This is a genomic window from Mucilaginibacter sp. GW821-FHT07H05, assembly GCF_059418485.1.
In genome coordinates this window covers 707,852-727,590 of the sequence record NZ_JBWKPY010000001.1, presented here as the reverse complement: position 1 = coordinate 727,590, position 19,739 = coordinate 707,852, and the positions used below count along the sequence as shown (strand labels likewise).

Annotated in this window: 15 protein-coding genes; 12 read left to right on the top strand and 3 right to left on the bottom strand. The window is 43.8% G+C overall.

Annotation, left to right across the window (positions count from 1 at the left end; translation table 11 throughout):
• Positions 1-7: 7 nt before the first annotated feature.
• Positions 8-871 (top strand): peptide chain release factor N(5)-glutamine methyltransferase, encoded by an 864-nt coding sequence (prmC, locus tag AC07M6_RS03080; protein ID WP_494887443.1) that lies wholly within the window; start codon positions 8-10, stop codon positions 869-871.
• Positions 872-938: 67 nt separating this feature from the next.
• Here the strand turns inward: prmC and AC07M6_RS03075 are convergent, their stop codons facing one another.
• Positions 939-1,838 (bottom strand): site-specific tyrosine recombinase, encoded by a 900-nt coding sequence (locus tag AC07M6_RS03075; protein ID WP_494887442.1) that lies wholly within the window; start codon positions 1,836-1,838, stop codon positions 939-941.
• A gap of 27 nt (positions 1,839-1,865) precedes the next feature.
• Between AC07M6_RS03075 and aroQ the strand changes: the two genes are divergently transcribed.
• The 9 genes from aroQ to AC07M6_RS03030 all read left to right on the top strand — a co-directional run bounded on the left by aroQ (position 1,866) and on the right by AC07M6_RS03030 (position 13,950).
• Entirely contained in the window at positions 1,866-2,285 is a 420-nt protein-coding gene (gene aroQ / locus AC07M6_RS03070; RefSeq protein ID WP_494887441.1) for a type II 3-dehydroquinate dehydratase, read from the top strand.
• A 66-nt stretch (positions 2,286-2,351) separates the two neighbouring features.
• Complete coding sequence (locus AC07M6_RS03065; protein WP_494887440.1) at positions 2,352-4,832, top strand: mechanosensitive ion channel family protein; 2,481 nt, start codon at positions 2,352-2,354, stop codon at positions 4,830-4,832.
• Between the two features lie 95 nt (positions 4,833-4,927).
• Positions 4,928-6,106 (top strand): acetyl-CoA C-acyltransferase, encoded by a 1,179-nt coding sequence (locus AC07M6_RS03060; protein ID WP_494887439.1) that lies wholly within the window; start codon positions 4,928-4,930, stop codon positions 6,104-6,106.
• An 8-nt stretch (positions 6,107-6,114) separates the two neighbouring features.
• Positions 6,115-7,029 carry a hypothetical protein gene (locus AC07M6_RS03055; RefSeq protein WP_494887438.1) on the top strand — a complete coding sequence of 305 codons (915 nt, stop codon included), beginning with the start codon at positions 6,115-6,117 and terminating at the stop codon, positions 7,027-7,029.
• A gap of 202 nt (positions 7,030-7,231) precedes the next feature.
• Positions 7,232-8,725 carry a POT-type proton-dependent oligopeptide transporter gene (locus AC07M6_RS03050; RefSeq protein ID WP_494887437.1) on the top strand — a complete coding sequence of 498 codons (1,494 nt, stop codon included), beginning with the start codon at positions 7,232-7,234 and terminating at the stop codon, positions 8,723-8,725.
• 129 nt (positions 8,726-8,854) lie between these two features.
• Positions 8,855-9,586, top strand: coding sequence for a polyprenol monophosphomannose synthase (locus AC07M6_RS03045; protein WP_494887436.1), 732 nt, complete (start codon positions 8,855-8,857; stop codon positions 9,584-9,586).
• A gap of 121 nt (positions 9,587-9,707) precedes the next feature.
• Positions 9,708-10,730 carry a Holliday junction branch migration DNA helicase RuvB gene (ruvB, locus tag AC07M6_RS03040; protein ID WP_494887435.1) on the top strand — a complete coding sequence of 341 codons (1,023 nt, stop codon included), beginning with the start codon at positions 9,708-9,710 and terminating at the stop codon, positions 10,728-10,730.
• A 38-nt stretch (positions 10,731-10,768) separates the two neighbouring features.
• Positions 10,769-13,057, top strand: a complete 2,289-nt coding sequence (locus AC07M6_RS03035) for a GH92 family glycosyl hydrolase (protein ID WP_494887434.1) — start codon at positions 10,769-10,771, stop codon at positions 13,055-13,057.
• A 74-nt stretch (positions 13,058-13,131) separates the two neighbouring features.
• Positions 13,132-13,950, top strand: a complete 819-nt coding sequence (locus AC07M6_RS03030; protein WP_494887433.1) for a polysaccharide deacetylase family protein — start codon at positions 13,132-13,134, stop codon at positions 13,948-13,950.
• A 52-nt stretch (positions 13,951-14,002) separates the two neighbouring features.
• Here AC07M6_RS03030 and AC07M6_RS03025 read toward each other — a convergent pair whose 3' ends face one another.
• Positions 14,003-14,599, bottom strand: coding sequence for an acyloxyacyl hydrolase (locus tag AC07M6_RS03025; RefSeq protein ID WP_494887432.1), 597 nt, complete (start codon positions 14,597-14,599; stop codon positions 14,003-14,005).
• A 195-nt stretch (positions 14,600-14,794) separates the two neighbouring features.
• Here AC07M6_RS03025 and AC07M6_RS03020 point away from each other — a divergent pair, with 195 nt between their 5' ends.
• Complete coding sequence (locus AC07M6_RS03020; RefSeq protein WP_494887431.1) at positions 14,795-15,805, top strand: hypothetical protein; 1,011 nt, start codon at positions 14,795-14,797, stop codon at positions 15,803-15,805.
• Between the two features lie 8 nt (positions 15,806-15,813).
• On the opposite strand, the gene AC07M6_RS03015 is transcribed toward AC07M6_RS03020, so the two are convergent.
• The gene (locus AC07M6_RS03015) at positions 15,814-16,146 is read right to left on the bottom strand and encodes a Dabb family protein (RefSeq protein ID WP_494887430.1); all 333 of its coding nucleotides are present in this window, start codon (positions 16,144-16,146) and stop codon (positions 15,814-15,816) included.
• A 362-nt stretch (positions 16,147-16,508) separates the two neighbouring features.
• On the opposite strand from AC07M6_RS03015, the gene AC07M6_RS03010 reads away from it, so the two are divergent.
• Positions 16,509-19,739, top strand: a complete 3,231-nt coding sequence (locus AC07M6_RS03010) for a SusC/RagA family TonB-linked outer membrane protein (protein WP_494887429.1) — start codon at positions 16,509-16,511, stop codon at positions 19,737-19,739.

The following is a 19,739-nucleotide window of genomic DNA, read 5'->3' as shown; positions in this document are numbered from 1 at the left end:
TTGTTGCATGAAAACCGTAAAGGATGTATTCAGCAGCTTTAAGCAGCAACTGGCCGATGTGTATGATCTGCAGGAATCAGAAGCCATTACCCTGTTAGTTTTAAGCGATTTACTGCATACATCCAAAGCCAAACTCAAAGCATTTCCTGAAGCGGAAATTAATGATCTGCAGACTGCGCGATTGCAAAACATCCTGGATGAATTAAAAACCGGCAAACCTGTTCAATATATTTTAGGGCACACCGAATTTTATGGCTTGCTTTTCAACGTTAACCCATCAGTACTGATCCCCCGGCCTGAAACGGAAGAATTGGTGGAATGGATCATTCAATCGGTTAAAGGCTCCTCAACACCTGTTCATCATTTGCTGGATATAGGCACCGGCAGCGGCTGCATAGCTATCACCTTAAATCAACATCTAACTTATTTAAAGGTATTTGTAATAGATATCTCAACCGAAGCTTTACAAACGGCAAAAGATAATGCCGACCTAAATTATGTTGATATCAACTTTATAAAAGCCGATATCCTGAATCTTGACCCTGCCATTCAACTGCCAAAATTCGATATCATCGTCAGTAATCCACCGTATGTTACCCTGACTGATAAAGCGCAGATGCATCAAAACGTAACCAGCTTTGAACCCCATACCGCCCTGTTTGTACCCGAACATGATCCGCTGCTATTCTACCGTGCTATTGCCGATTTTGCAAAAGAAAGGTTAACGGATAATGGTCAGCTTTATTTCGAGATCAATGAAAGTTATGGCAAGGAAACGGTTGAATTACTGGCGGGTAAAGGGTTCACTGATATTGAATTAAGGCAGGATCTTTCGGGCCGGGACAGGATGGTGAAAGCTACAGCCCCATAAGCAGTCGCTCATATATCCCATAAGCAGTCGCTCGGCTCCAGCCGAGTGATTGCGGTCATTTAAAATATCAACTCCTCGGATGAAAAGATATGATCGTGCTGCGTAAAAACTCCCTGTCCAGGTGCGTATAGATCTCGGTTGTAGTAATGCTTTCGTGCCCCAGCATTTCCTGTACGGCACGCAGATCGGCACCGCCTTCAATTAAATAGGTGGCAAAGGAGTGCCTGAAGGTATGCGGGCTAATTTGCTTTTTAAGCCCTATAGAAGCCGCCAATTGCTTAATGATGATAAACACCATCTCCCGGGTTAAATGCGCTCCCCTGCGGTTTAAAAACACGTAATCCTCCTCTCCTTTTTTAATGGGAACATGTACCCGCACCTGCTCCAGCCAAATTTTCAGGGCTTGTTTGGCATGGCTGCCTATCGGGATCAGCCGCTCTTTATTACCTTTGCCGGTTACCTTTATAAAATCGATATCCAGGTAAAGGTTTGATATTTTAAGCGTGGTTAATTCGGTTACCCGCAGGCCGCAGCTAAACAACACCTGTATAATGGCCTTATTGCGCGGCCCTTCGGGTTTAGATAGGTCTATCGCGCCAAGCACATTGTCAATATCTTCAATAGTCAGTACATCGGGTAGTTTACGGCGGGTTTTAGGCGCTTCCAGCAGCTCGGATGGGTTAGTTTTAATCACGTCTTCCATCAGCAGGTATTTATAAAAGGTTTTAATACCCGATACCATACGCGCCTGTGTTGTTGGGATCATACCCAGCTCTACCGTCCAAACCAAAAACGTCCGTAAATCGTTCAATACAATCGTATCGGGCTTAAGCTTTGGTTCCTGCACATCGCTAAACTGGTACAGCTTTTCCACATCGCGCTCGTAGGCCATAATGGAGTTTTCCGCAAGCGATTTCTCCAGTTTCAGGTACGATTTAAAACCTTTTATTGCCGAAGCCCAGTCCAATTGATTTTTTATATTTAAGTTTGATTGATGAAGATACAAATTATAAATGGCCCCAATTTAAACCTCCTGGGGGTTAGAGAAAAGTCTATTTATGGCGATAGTGATTTTAACACTTACCTAAACCAACTGCAAAAGCGCTACCCAAGCCACGAAATTAGTTATTACCAAAGCAATGTAGAGGGCGAACTGATAAATAAACTGCACGAAGTTGGTTTTAGCTTCGACGGTATAGTGATGAACGCGGGGGCCTATACACATACCTCGGTAGCTATTGCCGATGCTATTGCCGGTATTAATACGCCTGTGGTTGAGGTGCATATCTCTAATGTTTACAAACGTGAGGAATTCAGGCATGTATCTATGCTGGCTAAAAACTGTAAGGGCGTTATCGCCGGTTTCGGGCTCGATTCCTATCGCCTGGCTATTGAAAGCCTGGTTACTACCTAACAGATACGTTTTTATCAGGATAAAACGTTTGATACATTTTAACGTTTAGCCTTTGCTATATTGGATATGATTTTCCGGATAAATAACCTTGCCAGATACGTTGCGTTGCTGATTATCGTATTGATAATTAGCGTTAACGCTAATGCCCAATCTAAAAAGAAAAGCATTTCCGTCCGCGATTCCCTGCGCCGCTCTATCCTGAAACGCGATTCGATGATGCGGACCTTTAAAAAGTCTGATACCTCCATCAACAGCCTGCTGCAAAAGGTAGAGTATTACAATACCAATTTCAACCAGATTAAAACCAATCTTTCGCGCGGTATGGATACGGCCGAGATCAGCGTTCAGCTGCCACGGTTTGAAAAACGGATAGTACTGATTAAAAGGCTGATAGATAACGACAGATCGAGCACCCTGCGTTATCTGTATACCATCCGCGACCTGCTTACCCGCAGCGACGACCAGTTGGATGAATGGCAGGACAAGCTATCTGAAATGAACGCCAAGCTGATACAATCGGAAAACGAGCTGCAGCAAATGCAAAAAGATTCCCTGCTAAAGATCATTCCGGCTGATAGCGCCTTGCTTGCAACCTTTCTTGATCAAAAGCTGGCCATCCAAAAAAAATGGCATCAGCTGGATGCGCTCAATAAAAAACTGCTGCTTAAAATCGGACTGCTGCAAAACCGGGTGGCCGCAGTTTATATCACCATACTGGACGATAAAGACCAGATAGATTTAAAGATCCATGATTTTGGCATCCGGGCGCTCTCGTGCGAGAATAACTACATCTGGGCCATGGAGCCTACTCCGGGCAGTAACTTCCGGATCGCGTTCAGCAAATCGCTGGTGATGAATACCAGGCTGTTTAGCTTTATGATCAACCGCGATACGCTGATCCACCTGTTTAGCTTTTTACTGTTTGTGATATTCTTCAGCTGGGTATATTATAACCGTCGTAAAGTACTATCTGTTAAGGATTTGCCGCATGATATCTTAAGTCAAACTACATATACTGCAAGGTATCCGTTTGCCGCGGCTATTATCGTTACAACGGCTATCGTACCTAATTTTTACGATCATCCCCCGGTTGTTTTCCTGGAAGCTATATTCCTGGTAATGGCTTTAACCGTGTTGTACCTGATTAAAAGGACAGACAAATCTGGCATATTCAGCTTTTTACATCCCCTGTTTTGGATCACACTGATTTTTAGTATCAGTAATTTATTTATAGAAGTATCCAATGTAGACCGGGTGGTGGTGCTGCTGTTATCGGCAGTAGCGGCCTGGATAGCTATCCGTTTCCTAAAGACTGTAAAAACAGACCCCGATCAATACCTGCCCTATACCCGTATTATATTGCGGGTTTTTGTTGCCTTGCAAATCATTTCTTTCTGGTGTAACGTATTCGGGCGTTTTAGTATGGCCAAAATTATTGGCATCACCGCTGTTTATAACCTTTGGCTGGCGCTTGGCCTGTTCCTAATGGTGCAGATCCTGATGGAAAGTCTGTTCCTGCAGCTGGAGGCCAATAAGAATAACGACGGCATCAGCTCCTATATCGATTTTAAGATCCTGCAGAAAAAATTACGCAGCCTCCTTAACGTGGTTGCCGTTATACTGTGGCTAATTATGCTGACGCAGAATTTAAATATAGAAGACGCGGTATTTGATTATGTAAGCGCCTTTTTAACACAATCGCATCAGGTCGGTAGTACACTGTTTAGTATTGGCAGCATCATTGTTTTTATAGCGGTGTTATGGCTATCGTCGGTTTTGGCCAAGATCATCAGCTACCTGTATGATTTTGCCGATCAGCATAAAGACGCCCCCCTGTTTAAGCGCAAAACACGCACTTCTATCCTCATTATCAAAATAGGCATCTTCGCCGCAGGCTTTATGATAGCTGTGGCCGCCTCAGGCTTCCCGCTGGATAAGATCACCATTATTATTAGCGCCTTTGGTATAGGCATTGGTTTTGGCTTACAGAACATTGTAAACAATCTGGTATCGGGATTGATATTGGCTTTTGAAAAACCGGTACAGGTTGGCGATTTAATAGAGGTAGATAACCGGGCCGGCCGGATAACGGAAATCGGCATCCGGTCCAGCCGGATTGCTACCAGCGATGGCGCCGAGGTAATTATACCCAATGGCGACCTGATAGCGCGCCATGTGATCAACTGGACCTTGAGCAATGATAACCGCCGGGTCGAACTGATCGTCGGCGTGGCTTACGGATCGGATATTGAACAAGTAAAGGAGATATTGAGCGGCTTATTAAGTAACAGCACCGATATCATGGCTGATCCGGAACCGTTGGTATTTGTTCATAATTTAAGTGAAAACTCGGTCGATTTCAGGCTGTTATTTTGGGCCGATGATATAGCCACCTGGCTGCAGTTAAAAAGCCGGATGCTGACAGATATCTATAATGCCCTTAACGCGGCGGGTATTGCTATCCCCTTCCCGCAAAGGGAGGTATATGTACATTTACCGGAGGGGCAAAAAGTTGATATAGTGAAAGAGGAACCTAAAGAAGAATAATAGAATTTAATCACAAAGTGCGCAAAGCCTTTGTGACTAAATTAATTACAAAGCTTGGTTAAAAAGCCTAAATTTGCACACCAATACCATAATTTATGAAGGAAGTAGTTATTGTTGCGGCTACCCGTACGCCTATTGGCAGTTTTGGTGGTTCGTTAGCATCATTTAGCGCCACACAGTTAGGCGCTATAGTTATAAAAAGTGTTGTGGAAAAAGCCGGGTTAAAGCCGGATCAGGTTCAGGAAGTGTATTTTGGCAATGTAATGTCGGCTAACCTGGGGCAGGCGCCGGCTACACAGGCGGCCAAATTTGCCGGCTTGCCCGATCTGCCTGCTACTACTATCAATAAAGTTTGTGCATCAGGCATGAAAGCGGTAATGCTGGCCGCGCAAAGTATTGCGCTGGGCAACCAGGATATTATTGTTGCCGGTGGTATGGAAAGCATGAGCAATGTGCCTTATTACCTGGATAAAGCCCGCACCGGTTACCGCTTAGGCCACGGACAAATTACCGACGGCCTTGTAAAGGACGGGCTATGGGATGTTTATAATGATTACCACATGGGGTCGGCGGCGGAATTGTGCTCGGCCGAGTGCAATATCAGTCGCGAAGAGCAGGACGCCTTTGCTATTGAATCATATAAACGTTCGCAAAAGGCAATTGCTGACGGGAAGTTTACCGACGAGATCACCCCAGTTGAAATAAAAGACCGCAAGGGCGACGTTACCTTATTTGCTACCGACGAAGAACCGGCCGCGGTTAAGTTTGATAAAATACCATCGTTAAAGCCGGTGTTTAAAAAGGATGGTACTGTTACGGCCGCCAATGCATCTACCCTGAATGATGGCGCCGCAGCATTGGTTTTAATGAGCCGCGAAAAGGCCGACCAACTGGGCATAAAACCCTTAGCACGGGTTGTTGCTTACGCCGATGCACAACAAGCGCCCGAATGGTTTACTACCGCGCCGTCCAAAGCTATCCCATTGGCTTTGCACAATGCCAAATTATCTGCCGGGGAGGTTGATTTTTTTGAGATTAACGAGGCTTTTTCGGTAGTGGCTATTGCCAATAACCAAATCCTGAAAATTGATCCGGCTAAAGTAAATGTAAATGGCGGGGCGGTTTCTATGGGCCATCCGCTGGGGGCCTCGGGTGCGCGGATCATTGTTACACTGATCAATGTGCTTCAGCAAAACCAAGGCAAATACGGCGTAGCCGGAATTTGCAACGGTGGCGGCGGCGCCAGTGCAATTGTTATCGAAAATTTGCGTTAATTGTAATAATGAAAAAATTATTGTTCATCGTATTTATAATTGCCTCTGCCCATGGTGTTTTCGCCCAGCATTCTGATGAATCTGTGCGCCTTAAACAGCTGAACATTTACCAGGATAGCCTTACCCGCCTGGGTAAAAAAATGATCAATCATGATAATGACCTGGAGCGTAAAAATGCTAATTATACCTTTATTAAAACTCTGGTAAGCGCGCTAAAGATCAATAACTCTTATTTATTTAAATTCGATTCGGTAAAAAGCATCAGCATCCTTACTTCGCCCGATAATAAATTCCGCATATTTAGCTGGTACGTTATGAATGACGACGGCAGCTACCGTTTTTATGGCAGCATACAAATGAATACTGGCGGTCCGCTGCAATTATTTGGATTAGAAGATTATTCGCCGCTTCAAAAAAATCCGGAAGACTCCGTTGTTAATAACCGTAAGTGGTATGGGGCCCAGTATTATAAGATCATCCCGGTATATGGCGCCAGGCCTTATTATGTGCTATTAGGCTGGAAAGGCAATACTGTTGAATCAAACAAAAAAGTGATAGACGTGCTCTCTTTCCAGGATAACAAGCCCGAATTTGGCATGGGCGTTTTTGATGGTAACGGCAAGACGCGTAAACGGGTGGTGTTTGAATACGCGCGCCAGGTTTCTATGCTGCTGCGTTACGTCCCCGCGCAAAACCTCATCGTATTCGATCATCTTTCTCCTCCCGATGTTAAGCAAAAAGGCAAGCCGCAAACCTATGGCCCCGATATGACCTATGATGGCTATAAACTCAGTAACGGCCGCTGGCAATTTGTGCAAAACCTGGATATGAAAAACATTCCGGACGGAAGCGACGAGAAATATATCGCCCCCGAAAAACAGCTCAGGTCGGAAATATTAAAGAAGCCTTTAAAAGGAAAATAAGTAGGAGTCCGGAAGTCGGTAAGACGGAAAGTCCGAAAGATAAGCATGTATGTAAGCGCACCTTGCGTAGTAAGTACCACTGCTTTCGGACTTTCCGTCTTACGGACTTTCGGACTAATTTTATACTTACATCTATAATAAATTCAGCATAAAATTTTGTTTTGCGGGAATAATAGTATTTTAGAAAAATTTTAAAAGATTTATGACAAACGACACATTGACTGTCCCGGCAGAAAAGAAATCAAGATTCCCCAAAGCAGTACCCTACATCATAGGAAATGAAGCGGCAGAACGTTTTAGCTTTTACGGTATGCGGTCAATACTTACACTATTTTTGGTTAACCAGTTTTTTAATCCCACGCATAACCCGGCGTTAACTGAACAAGCTAATGCACATGGTAACAAGCTACACCACCTGTTTGTGATGGTGGCATATGCCCTACCATTTGTAGGAGGCATGATAGCCGACTGGTTTACAGGCAAATACAAGCTTATCTTATACGTATCCATGATTTACTGCCTTGGGCATTTTTTATTAGCGACTTTTGACGGCGGTCTAAATGGCTTTGAAATAGGATTGCTTGTTGTAGCTATTGGTGCCGGTGGTATTAAGTCTTGTGTATCGGCCAATGTTGGCGATCAGTTTGATGCTACAAATCAGGATCTGCTTTCAAAAGTATATGGCTGGTTTTATTTCAGTATCAATGCCGGTTCTATGATTTCAACTGTTGCCATCCCATGGACTTATGAGCATTTTGGCCCGAGATGGGCTTTCGGTATTCCCGGGCTCTTAATGGCACTGGCTACCATCATATTCTTTTCCGGCCGTAAAAAATATGTGAAGGTACCTCCGCAGGGCGTTAACCGCAATAATATGGTGTTCATAACCTGGTATGCGCTAACTCACTTAAGTAAAAGAAAACCCGGTCAATCACTGCTTGATATCGCTAAGGAATCTTATAATCCCGAACGTGTAGAAGGTGTTAAGGCGGTTTATCGGGTTATGGTGGTATTTTTCTTCGCGCTGGCATTTTGGGCTGTTTGGGATCAGTGCTTATCTGAGTGGACACTATATGCCGATAAAATGGATCGTGCCATTAACCTTGGCTTTACCTCGTTTACTGTGCTGCCTGGCCAGCTGTCAACTATTAATACGGTATTCCTGTTACTTTTTATTCCTTTATTTAATTATGTGATATATCCGTGGTTTGATAAAAAGGGACTTAAAACCACACCTCTGAGAAGGTTAGGAACAGGTTTAATTTTAACGGCTTTATCATTTGTGGTGATCGGCTTTACTCACAAAAGTATCGAGCTTGGCAGCACGCCATCAATATGGTGGCAAGTATTAGCTTTCATGATACTTTCTGCTGCCGAAGTACTGGTTTCAATTACTGGTCTGGAGTATGCTTACACACATTCCCCTAAGTCAATGAAAAGCACAATGACCGGTATTTGGTTCCTTGTAGTATCATTCGGTAACCTGATCACAGCACTGGTAAATGGGCAAATTGAAAGTGGCGGCTGGTGGGCACGTAATCTTAAAGGTGCAAACTATGAGTGGTTTTTCGTTGCTTTTATCAGTGTATTTATAATTGTGTTCATGATAGTTTCGCCCCGGATGAAAGAGCGCAACTACATAACTGATCCTTATGTAGGTGAAAACGAAATTGCTGCAAATGCTGAAAAACTTTAATTCATTATTAAAGTAACAATTATAGTGATGCCGTTTAAGTGTTAAAAACATTTAAATAGCATCGCTATATTTGTTTATTAAAATATAAGCCTTTAGCTTCGCAGCTTTTATTTAAATTACATTTTGCCTGTGTCCGATAGTATAGTCATTATACCTACTTATAACGAGAAAGAGAACATTCAACGAATGATCCGCAAGGTGATGTCGCTTGAAGATGATTTCGACTTGCTGATTATTGATGATGGATCTCCCGATGGCACAGGATTAATTGTAAAGCAGCTACAGTCAGAGTTTCCCGGAAGATTGTACCTGGAAGAACGCACGGGCAAGTTAGGCCTTGGTACAGCTTACATCCATGGTTTCTACTGGTGCCTTGCCCGAAACTACGAATATATCTTTGAAATGGACTGCGATTTTTCGCATAACCCCGACGACCTGAGCAGGCTGCGTGAGGCCTGTATACAGGGTGCCGATATGTCGATAGGTTCGCGTTATATTAAGGGCGTAAATGTAGTTAACTGGCCTATGAGCCGCGTGCTAATGAGTTATTTCGCATCGGTATATGTACGCTTTATTACGGGTATCGATATCCAGGATTCCACAGCCGGTTTTGTATGTTACAAGCGCAAGGTATTAGAAACTATCCAACTGCATAAAATTAAGTTTGTTGGCTACGCTTTCCAGATAGAAATGAAATATACCACCATTAAACATGGTTTTAATGTAGTGGAGATCCCTATTATTTTTACCGATCGCACGGTTGGCACTTCTAAAATGTCGAAAGGGATATTTAAGGAAGCTTTTTTGGGTGTGATACAAATGAAGATCAACAGCATATTCAGGAAGTATCCTGAAGGTTAGATGATTAGTGAGCGGTTAATTAGAGATTAGGATATTGTATATCACCCGCCATTAATTCTTCATACTAATTAACTAATCTCCAATTAACTAATCACTAACAAAAATCCTATTTTTGTTTCCAATGAACGAACATCTGGATCCTGACCGGGAAAAACTTTCATCTGCAGAATACGACATTGAAAAAGTGCTTCGTCCGCAGGCATTTGAGGATTTTACAGGTCAGCACAAAATATTATCCAATCTTAAAATATTTGTCCAGGCGGCACGCCAGCGTGGCGAAGCGCTGGATCATGTACTGCTGCATGGCCCTCCGGGATTGGGTAAAACAACACTATCGCATATCATCGCCAACGAAATGGGTGTTGGCATCAAAATCACATCGGGCCCGGTGCTGGATAAGCCCGGCGACCTGGCCGGACTATTAACCAATCTGGAAGCCGGCGATATCCTTTTTATAGATGAGATCCACCGTTTAAGTCCACTGGTAGAAGAATACCTTTACTCGGCCATGGAGGATTTTAAGATAGATATTATGCTGGAGAGTGGCCCCAACGCGCGTTCGGTACAATTATCCTTAAATCCGTTTACCTTAGTGGGTGCAACGACACGTTCGGGCTTATTAACAGCTCCGCTGCGCGCCCGCTTCGGCATTAATTCGCGCCTGGAATACTACGATGCCAAGCTACTGACAACCATATTGTTACGCTCGGCATCGATATTAAAAACACCTATTAGTGACGAGGGTGCTTATGAAATTGCCCGCCGTAGCCGTGGTACCCCCCGTATTGCCAATGCCTTACTGCGCCGTACCCGCGATTTTGCCCAGATAAAAGGCGATGGCAATATTGATACCGGCATAGCCAAATACGCCCTCAATGCCCTCAATGTTGATGAGCATGGACTGGATGAAATGGATAACAAGATCTTATCCACTATTATCGAAAAATTTAAAGGCGGCCCGGTTGGCTTAAAAACCATTGCCACCGCAGTGGGTGAAGATGAGGGTACTATTGAAGAAGTATACGAGCCATTCCTGATACAGGAGGGTTTTTTAATGCGTACATCGCGCGGCCGCGAGGCTACCGAACATGCCTATAAACATTTGGGCCTGTTTAAATCTGGCGGAAGCCAAACCTTATTTTAGCATTTACTGAAACTATTATATTTACTGACTAACATCTGATGAGAAAAACATTATTTACGATGCTTTTTTTGGGGGCGGCGATTGCCACCAAAGCCCAAATGGTTAACAAAGTAATTGACCCGGTGGAATATGTGAACCCGCTGATGGGGTCGGCATCAAAGCCCGATCTGTCTAACGGTAACACCTACCCTGCCATAGCGTTGCCATGGGGCATGAATTTCTGGACACCGCAAACCGGCAAAATGGGCAACGGCTGGGCCTATACTTACGATGCTGATAAGATCAAAGGCTTTAAGCAAACCCATCAACCATCACCCTGGATGAATGATTATGGGCAGTTTGCCATTATGCCGGTTACAGGCGGCATTAAACTATCCGAAAACGCGCGGGCCAGCTGGTTTAGCCACAAGGCCGAGGTATCTAAACCCTATTATTACAGCGTTTATTTAGCCGACCATGATATCACCACCGAAATTACCCCTACCGAGCGCGCCGCGCAGTTCAGGTTTACTTTCCCTAAAAGCGATGACGCGTCGATAGTTATTGATGCTTTAGACCGCGGATCGTACATTAAAGTGATACCGGGCCAAAACAAGATCATCGGCTACACCAAGCGCTATACCCGCAGCAAGCTGATTAACTTTAAAAACTACTTTGTTATTTATGTAGATAAGCCCTTCACGCTGTCAAACACCTGGAAGGATTCGACCATTGTAAAAGACTCGTTAGCGTTAACCGCTAACCATGTAGGCGCGGTGATTGGCTTTAAAACTAAAAAGGGCGAAGTGGTTAACCTGAGGGTTGCATCGTCATTCATCAGCTTTGAGCAAGCCGAACTGAACCTTAAACGCGAAGTAGGCAGCAACAGCTTCAATACCACCATGACTAACGCTAAGGCCATCTGGAATAAAACCTTAAGCCGCATACAAGTTGAAGGCGGTTCGGTTGATCAAACCCGCACCTTTTATAGCTGCCTGTACCGGATGCTTTTCTTCCCGAATAAGTTATATGAGCTGGACGCCAACAACAAGCCCGTGCATTATAGTCCTTATACCGGCCAAATTTATCCGGGCTATATGTTTGCAGGGACAGGCTTTTGGGATACATTCAGGGCACTGTACCCTTTCTTAAACCTGATGTACCCATCTATCAATAAGGAAATGCAGGAAGGCCTGATTAACGATTATAAAGAAGGCGGCTGGTTGCCGGAATGGAGCAGCCCGGGCTATGCGCCAATTATGATCGGCAATAACTCGGCTTCTATCGTATCCGACGCTTATATTAAAGGCGGCCGTGGTTATGATATCAATAAACTATACGAAGCCCTGGTGCACGGCGCCAATGCCGAAGGCCCCGGTGGTACCGGCCGTAAAGGTGTTGAATATTATAACACCCTGGGATATGTACCTTACGATGTAAAAATTGATGAGAACGCCGCGCGCACGCTGGAATATGCTTATGACGATTTTACCATATATCAATTAGGTAAAAAGCTGGGCCGCCCGGCATCGGAAACAGAGATCTACAAAAAGCGGTCGATGAATTATAAAAACCTGTTCGACCCGCAAAGCGGGCTAATGCGGGGTAAAAACAAAGATGGCAGCTTTCAATCACCTTTTAATCCGTTTAAATGGGGCGATGCCTTTACCGAAGGCAACAGCTGGCATTACAGCTGGAGCGTTTTCCACGATATCAATGGTTTGATTGGCCTGATGGGTGGCAAAAAAGCATTCGTAAACAAGCTGGATTCGGTATTTATTTTGCCGCCTGTGTTTGATGATAGCTATTATCATGATGTGATCCACGAGATCCGCGAAATGCAGATCATGAACATGGGCCAGTATGCACATGGTAATCAGCCTATTCAACACATGATTTACCTGTATAACTATGGCGGCGCTCCATGGAAAACCCAATACTGGGTACGCGAAGCCATGAACCGCTTATACAAAGCTACCCCCGACGGCTATTGCGGCGATGAGGATAACGGCCAAACATCGGCCTGGTATGTGTTCTCGGCAATGGGCTTCTACCCTGTTTGCCCGGCAACGGATCAATATGTTTTAGGTGCGCCGCTATTTAAAAAAGCAACGCTGAATTTAGAGAACGGCAAAAAAGTAGTGATCAACTCGCCAACTAACAGCGCCGGGAACCGTTACCTAAACAGCATGACTTATAACGGCAAACCTTACGGGTTAACCTGGATAAGTCATTCGTCCCTGCAAAAAGGCGCGGTGATTGATATGAAGATGTCGGCTACGCCAAATAAGCAAAGGGGTATTAAGGACAGCGATGTACCTTACTCATTATCAAACGAAAAAAAATAATTAAAACTTAAATTTTTGTACTAAATAAATATAATTTTAGCGCATCATTTACCGTCAATACCCTTATAATGTATATGTTTAAAAAATCAGCAATTATAGCCTTATTGGGCTTATCCGTTTTCTCTGCCGCAAAGGCACAAAGCAGCGCTTCTATCCTGGCCCGCAAACAGGTGCCAATTGTATGTTATCACCAGATCCGCGACTGGAAACCGACCGATTCTAAAGGCGCTAAAGATTATATTGTACAGATAGCCAACTTTAAAGAACACATTAAAATGCTGGCCGATAGCGGTTATCATACCATCCTGCCCGATCAGTTATACAACTACCTGACTAAAGGCGCTCCCCTGCCCAGCAAGCCCATTATGCTTACTTTTGATGATACCGACGAGGATCAGTTCACTATTGCTAATCCTACGCTTAAAAAGTATGGTTTTAAAGCTGTTTATTTTGTAATGACGGTATCCATTGGCCGCCCGCATTATATGACGGCCGATATGGTTAAAAAACTATCAGACGAAGGCAACGTGATTGGCAGCCATACCTGGGACCACCACCGGGTTGATAAATACACCCATAACGGAGTATTAAAGATCATTGGCAAAAACGGTAAAATAACCAACCGCCCGGTTGATGATTGGGTTACCCAGATTGATAAGCCGACTAAAAAACTGGAAGAAATTACCGGTAAAAAAATAACTTACTTCGCCTACCCTTTCGGGATCTGGAAAAAGCCGGTTTTACCCGAGATCCAAAAAAGAGGTTTCAAAATGGCATTTCAGTTAGCTGATAAACGCGACCCTGAATATCCGCTGTTAACTGTGCGCCGCATATTGGATAGCGGCTACTGGAGTACCAAAACATTCAGTAATAATGTAAGGGGCAGTTTTTAATAAAAACGCCATACCTTAAAAAGGCCATCTCCAAAAGGGATGGCCTTTTTGTTTAAAATACCACCATAAATCCCCCGTTCAGCAGCATATCGTTTATACCGGCATTGGGTACCTTAACCCCGCCGTTACTCATATGCCTTATCCCGGTCCTGAGATCGGCATATAGATTTTTGTATATTTTAAAATTTGCCCCGGCGCACAGGTTGTTTGCAAAAACAAATCCGTTTGACTGGCGCACCGGCGTATCAGAAATATAATGCGGGCCCGAACTGATGAGCAGATAAAAACTAAAAAAATCATTTGCCGTATTCTTCCTGAACAATAATCCAACATTCACCCCTGCTTCATACCCGGTCAGATATTCGGTCTGGTCGGCGTCCCGGTATTTTTTGTATTTAGTGGTATTATATTGCGGTTGCGCCAGGATATCAATCCCGAAAGTCTTTTTCCGTGAAACAGAAAAATAGTATTGCAGCTGATAGAACTTTACTTGGTAGTAATAGGTTGTTTTTAAGGCGATGTTATGGTTATTATTGTTCAGCAGCTGGCCAATATACTGGATGCCGCTGCCCGTAATAAACCCGGCCTTATGCTTTTTGCCATTAAATAAAGTGTCTTGTGCAAATGCGGAATTTACTGTGATCAACATATTTATAAAGACCAGTAGCAACAGTAAATTTCTCTTCATCCAGCAAATACGGCCAATCTATCCATATAGTTGCCTTATCATCATCAGCAATTTTTGATCTGGTGAACCCTAATTGTATTGAAAATAATTTTGCAATTCAAATGCAAAACGCTATCATCGTATAACTAAAATTACCGTTATCGATCCTATTACCTTATGAACATTAAAACCACCACTCCTCTGGTATATCCGGCCTTTTGTTTGTGTTTTATTTTGTTGTTGCAGGCTTGCAGTCCGGCAAAACCCGGTATCTATAAAAATGACCAGATCCCATCGGGGACGAGGAATAAACTGCATGATTTAAATGCCGATCTTTTAAGCGCATTGAAAACCAATATCCCGCAAACGCTTGAAATGATGATGTCGCGGGAAATGATTGACGACAGGCACGAACGACTGACTACAACCGAACAGATCAGCATCAGGATGAAAACCGGCGATTACAGCCTGATGTCGGAATACTATATTGTTAATCAACCTGGTTTAGATAAGGGAAAGAATATCATTCACGAGCGGGATATGGGTATCAATAATTTTGACCTGACCTTTATTAAGGACGCGCATGAAATGTATATAGCACTGTTTACTGCCAAAACCGCCACGCAAAAATGGATGATCACTGCTATTTATCACAAATATGATTATGGCTGGAAAGTGGATAAACTGGAAATTAACCCTTATGCCGAAAACGGAAAAACTGCCCCTGAATTGATGGAGCAGGCTAAAGAACAATTAAAAAACGGTTACTGGCTCGATGCATCAAACACGGCATCGTACGCGGTAAATTGTTTACGCCCGTATAGTTATTGGAACTACGTGGCCGAACCCGCCATCTACAAATTTAATACGGATGCGCTGATGCAGGTAATGGCGCACTATAAACTGCCGCTACTCATGAAAGATGTACCTACCCACCCGCGTATATGGCGTATAAGGGTTGAACGGACTCCCGAAGGTTCTTTCCCCAATGTGAACTATATCAGTAATATTAAATTATACGATAAAGAAGCGCTTAAAAAGGAAAATGAAGCGGTGGGTAAAGCTATAGGCAATATCATGACCGGCATTGATAAGGATAAAAAATACATTTACTACACCATTTACAACGAAACACCCAAAGGCGTTCCCTATAACGATCATTACGACCTGAAGCAGACGCTGCGATAATATTGTATTTATACCTCTACCGAATCATAAACCACTACCTTCTTCCAAAGGTGGCTGTAGCTTTTGATGAAATCCTGATGCAGCGGATGGCTTTGATAAATGGCCTGTCCGGCCACGTCGCTAAAAAACATCAGTTCGGATACATCCCAGGTGTTTTCTACTACGTCGCGCTTTTCGGTGCTGGCTACTACGCCTACATGCAGGTTGTGTACTGTTTCAATTGCCGCTAAGGTTTTTATGCCTGCTATAAGTTGCTCCCTGTCTGCTATCGACCCGGAATTTCTAAGCCAGAAAAACACATGATGGATTACAGGATATGTTTGATTTTTTAATGCGTTCATGATTGATGTGATAGAACTGTCAATTTAGTAAAATATTAATATCCTTCCGCCTTAATAACAAATCCTTTATTATCTCACCCAATAGGCTAAAAAGAAGCCGGAAACTATCTCGCATACTTTCCGGCCACAATTAACTATCAACTGCCTTCTTAATAACTAATGGTTAATTTTTAACAGGGGCAGTATTTTTTTACAAAACACAATAATTTTTCTTTTGTTTAAATTATTAACTGAAAAGTGTTAAATATTTAAAAAAACAGACGGATTGGTATGTTAAAGTGAAATCCATTTGCATTTAAAGCAATACGGAATAGCTTTGCAAACACAATACCCATTAACTATTAACTAACTGACGTTCATTTATGAAGAAATTTCTACTATGGAATTTGTGTATCATCCTGTTTTCTACAACAGGCGCGTTTGCACAAAACCGTGTCGTGACCGGGAGGGTTACGGCAAAACAAGACGGCATGTCATTACCAGGAGTAACAGTTGCCGTAAAGGGGACCACCACGGGGACCCAAACAAACGGAGAGGGGCGCTACTCCATCACAGTACCCAATGGCGCCCAATTAACATTTAGCTTTATCGGCTTTGCCACTCAGGAAACAACGGCCAATCGTGACGTTATCGATATTACACTGGTCGAATCGACTCAGCAATTAGGCGAAGTTGTGGTTACCGGCGCGCTGGGCATTACACGTACCCGCAACCAGCAGGCCTATGCAGCCCAGCAGGTAAGCGGCGATGAAGTGAGCAAGCAGCGGTCATCTAACTTTGTTACAGGCTTATCGGGCAAAGTGGCTGGTTTAGAGATCCGCCAGAACAACACGGTTGGTGGTTCAACCAACGTTGTATTACGCGGGTATAAATCAATAACCGGCAACAACCAGGCCCTGTTTGTAATTGACGGCGTACCTATTGGCAATACCAATACCAATACTACCGACCAAAAAACGGGCGGTGGCGGTTATGATTATGGCAGCCCTGTATCAGATATTAACCCCGATGATATTGAAAGCATCACGGTGTTAAAAGGCGCCGGCGCTACGGCATTATATGGGTCGAGAGGCAGCAATGGTGTAATTTTGATCACCACTAAAAAGGCCAAAAAAGGACTGGGTATTTCCTTAAACTCAACCATCACACTGAGTGAAATTGACCGCTCAACCTTTCCGCAATACCAAAAACAATATGGCGGCGGATATGCCAAATATTTTAACAGCGGAGATATATTTGGCCAAACAGGTGTAAATGTTGCCCCTACTGCCGATGACGCATCAAACGGTACCGAATTTGATCCTAACCTGCTGGTTTATCAATGGAATGCCTTTGACCCAACGTCGCCAAATTATGGTAAACCTACACCTTGGGTGGCAGCGGCCAATGATCCAAGCACTTTCTTTATTAAACCCTTATCTACCATACAAAGCTTAATGATCACCAATGGTGGCGATAACGGCAGCTTTAAATTGGGGTATACCAAAAGTATAGACAGGGGTACTATTCCTAACAGTAAACTGGATAAAAACCTGGTTGACTTTGCGGCAACCTATAATATCGCCCCGAACCTAACTGTTGGCGCAAACATTAATTTTTTCAATACCAACGGCACGGGCCGCGGCGGTACCGGCTATGATGGCACCGACTCGGATAACCGCAACGTAATCACCGGTTTCAGGCAATGGTGGCAAACAAACGTAGATATTAAAGAATTGAAAGCGGCATACGACCGGACAAATTCAAACGTATCATGGAACATGGCCGACCCCGCAAACGGAGTTACTTTCCCGGCATTTTGGAATAACCCTTATTGGGTGGTTGACCATAACTACGAAACCGATACCCGCAACAGGTACCTGGGCAATATTAACGCCAGCTACAAACCGGTTTCATGGATCACCATTACCGGCCGGATCTCATTAGATACTTATGCCGAATTACAACAGGAACGTTATGATGTTGGCAGCATCGGCGTACCTTATTATTCAAGGTATAACCACACCTATTCTGAAACCAACTACGATTTGGTGGCCAACATGAACAAGGATATTGTTAAAGACCTTAATTTAAAAGCTTTATTAGGCACCAATATCCGTAAGAATAATGAGAACAGTATATTAGCCAGCACCAACGGCGGGCTGATCATTCCCGGGTTGTACTCCTTATCTAATTCATTGAACGCGCCTTTAGCCCCTACCGAAGTTGATGGCAGCAGGGAAGTTGACGGCTATTTTGCCGGCGCCACGCTAACCTGGAAAAACATGGTTACTGTAGACGGAACCATCAGAAGGGACCAATCATCTACCTTACCGGCTGCAAATAATACCTATTATTATCCATCAGTATCGGCAGGTTTTGTCTTTTCTGAACTGCTTAAGAACTATAATTGGCTTTCATACGGTAAAATAAGGGCCAGCTACGCACAGGTAGGTAGCGATGCACCTTATCATAGCATCCTGGATACTTATACCATCCTGCCTCCTATCGGCGCCAATCCGCAAACGGCTGCAAACACCACTAAAAACAATCCCGACCTGAAACCGGAGCAAACCAAAAGCAAGGAGGTTGGGTTGGAGCTATCTTTCTTTAACAATCGTTTAGGGTTTGATGGTACTTACTATGAGACCAATACCTTTAATGAGATTTTGCCGGTGAATGTATCCGGATCAACCGGTTATAACTATAAGTACTTAAATGCCGGCTCGGTACAAAACAAAGGTGTCGAGCTTTCATTAAACGGCACGCCTTTAAAAACAAAATCGTTTAGCTGGAAGGTGATGTTAAACTTTACAGCATCGCGCAATACGGTTACTTCATTATTTAAAGATGCCACCGGTAACGAAGCCAGTAACCTGCAGTTAGCCAGTTTCCAAAATGGCGAGTCGCTTAACGCGCCGTTGCACGAGGCTTTTGGCACTATCCGCGGTACCGATTTTGTTTATGACAAAAATGGCAATAAAGTTGTTGGCTCTGACGGGCAATACCTCATCAGCGATAATAACAATGTTAACCTGGGCAACATTAATCCAAACTGGACCGGCGGTATTAATAACAGCTTTACCTACAAAAACCTGTCGTTAAGCTTCCTGATCGATATCCGTAAAGGCGGTTCGGTATTCTCTAACGACCTGGCTTATGGTTTAGCTGATGGCATTTATCCCTTAACTGCTTATCTTAATGATTTAGGCAAGCCTGTGCGTAACTCGTTAACCGATGGCGGCGGATTCATCCGCCCGGGTGTTACCGAAACCGGGCAACCCAATACCGTACGGGTAAGCGGGGAAAACTATGGCGATTTTGGCGATGGCGCCGGCTTATTACCACTTAAAGAGTTTGTATACGATGCCAGCTACGTGAAACTGCGCGAAGCCATTATTGGCTACAGCCTGCCAAAAAGCACCTTACGTAAACTTGGCCCTATAAAAGATGTTACTTTCCAGCTGATTGGCCGCAATTTATGGATCATCCATAAAAACATCCCGTATGCCGATCCTGAAGACGGTTTAAGCGCCGGTAACCTGCAAGGTATACAGGAAGGATCGTATCCGGCTACGCGCACATTTGCACTTAATTTAAAAGTAACCTTTTAA

What these genes read in the sequence shown, in the direction of transcription:
- prmC (WP_494887443.1), top strand. Translation starts at nt 8, where the DNA reads ATGAAAACCGTAAAGGATGTATTCAGCAGCTTTAAGCAGCAACTGGCC.
- aroQ (WP_494887441.1), top strand. Translation starts at nt 1,866, where the DNA reads ATGAAGATACAAATTATAAATGGCCCCAATTTAAACCTCCTGGGGGTT.
- AC07M6_RS03065 (WP_494887440.1), top strand. Translation starts at nt 2,352, where the DNA reads ATGATTTTCCGGATAAATAACCTTGCCAGATACGTTGCGTTGCTGATT.
- AC07M6_RS03060 (WP_494887439.1), top strand. Translation starts at nt 4,928, where the DNA reads ATGAAGGAAGTAGTTATTGTTGCGGCTACCCGTACGCCTATTGGCAGT.
- AC07M6_RS03055 (WP_494887438.1), top strand. Translation starts at nt 6,115, where the DNA reads ATGAAAAAATTATTGTTCATCGTATTTATAATTGCCTCTGCCCATGGT.
- AC07M6_RS03050 (WP_494887437.1), top strand. Translation starts at nt 7,232, where the DNA reads ATGACAAACGACACATTGACTGTCCCGGCAGAAAAGAAATCAAGATTC.
- ruvB (WP_494887435.1), top strand. Translation starts at nt 9,708, where the DNA reads ATGAACGAACATCTGGATCCTGACCGGGAAAAACTTTCATCTGCAGAA.
- AC07M6_RS03035 (WP_494887434.1), top strand. Translation starts at nt 10,769, where the DNA reads ATGAGAAAAACATTATTTACGATGCTTTTTTTGGGGGCGGCGATTGCC.
- AC07M6_RS03030 (WP_494887433.1), top strand. Translation starts at nt 13,132, where the DNA reads ATGTTTAAAAAATCAGCAATTATAGCCTTATTGGGCTTATCCGTTTTC.
- AC07M6_RS03025 (WP_494887432.1), bottom strand. Translation starts at nt 14,599, where the DNA reads ATGTTGATCACAGTAAATTCCGCATTTGCACAAGACACTTTATTTAAT.
- AC07M6_RS03020 (WP_494887431.1), top strand. Translation starts at nt 14,795, where the DNA reads ATGAACATTAAAACCACCACTCCTCTGGTATATCCGGCCTTTTGTTTG.
- AC07M6_RS03015 (WP_494887430.1), bottom strand. Translation starts at nt 16,146, where the DNA reads ATGAACGCATTAAAAAATCAAACATATCCTGTAATCCATCATGTGTTT.
- AC07M6_RS03010 (WP_494887429.1), top strand. Translation starts at nt 16,509, where the DNA reads ATGAAGAAATTTCTACTATGGAATTTGTGTATCATCCTGTTTTCTACA.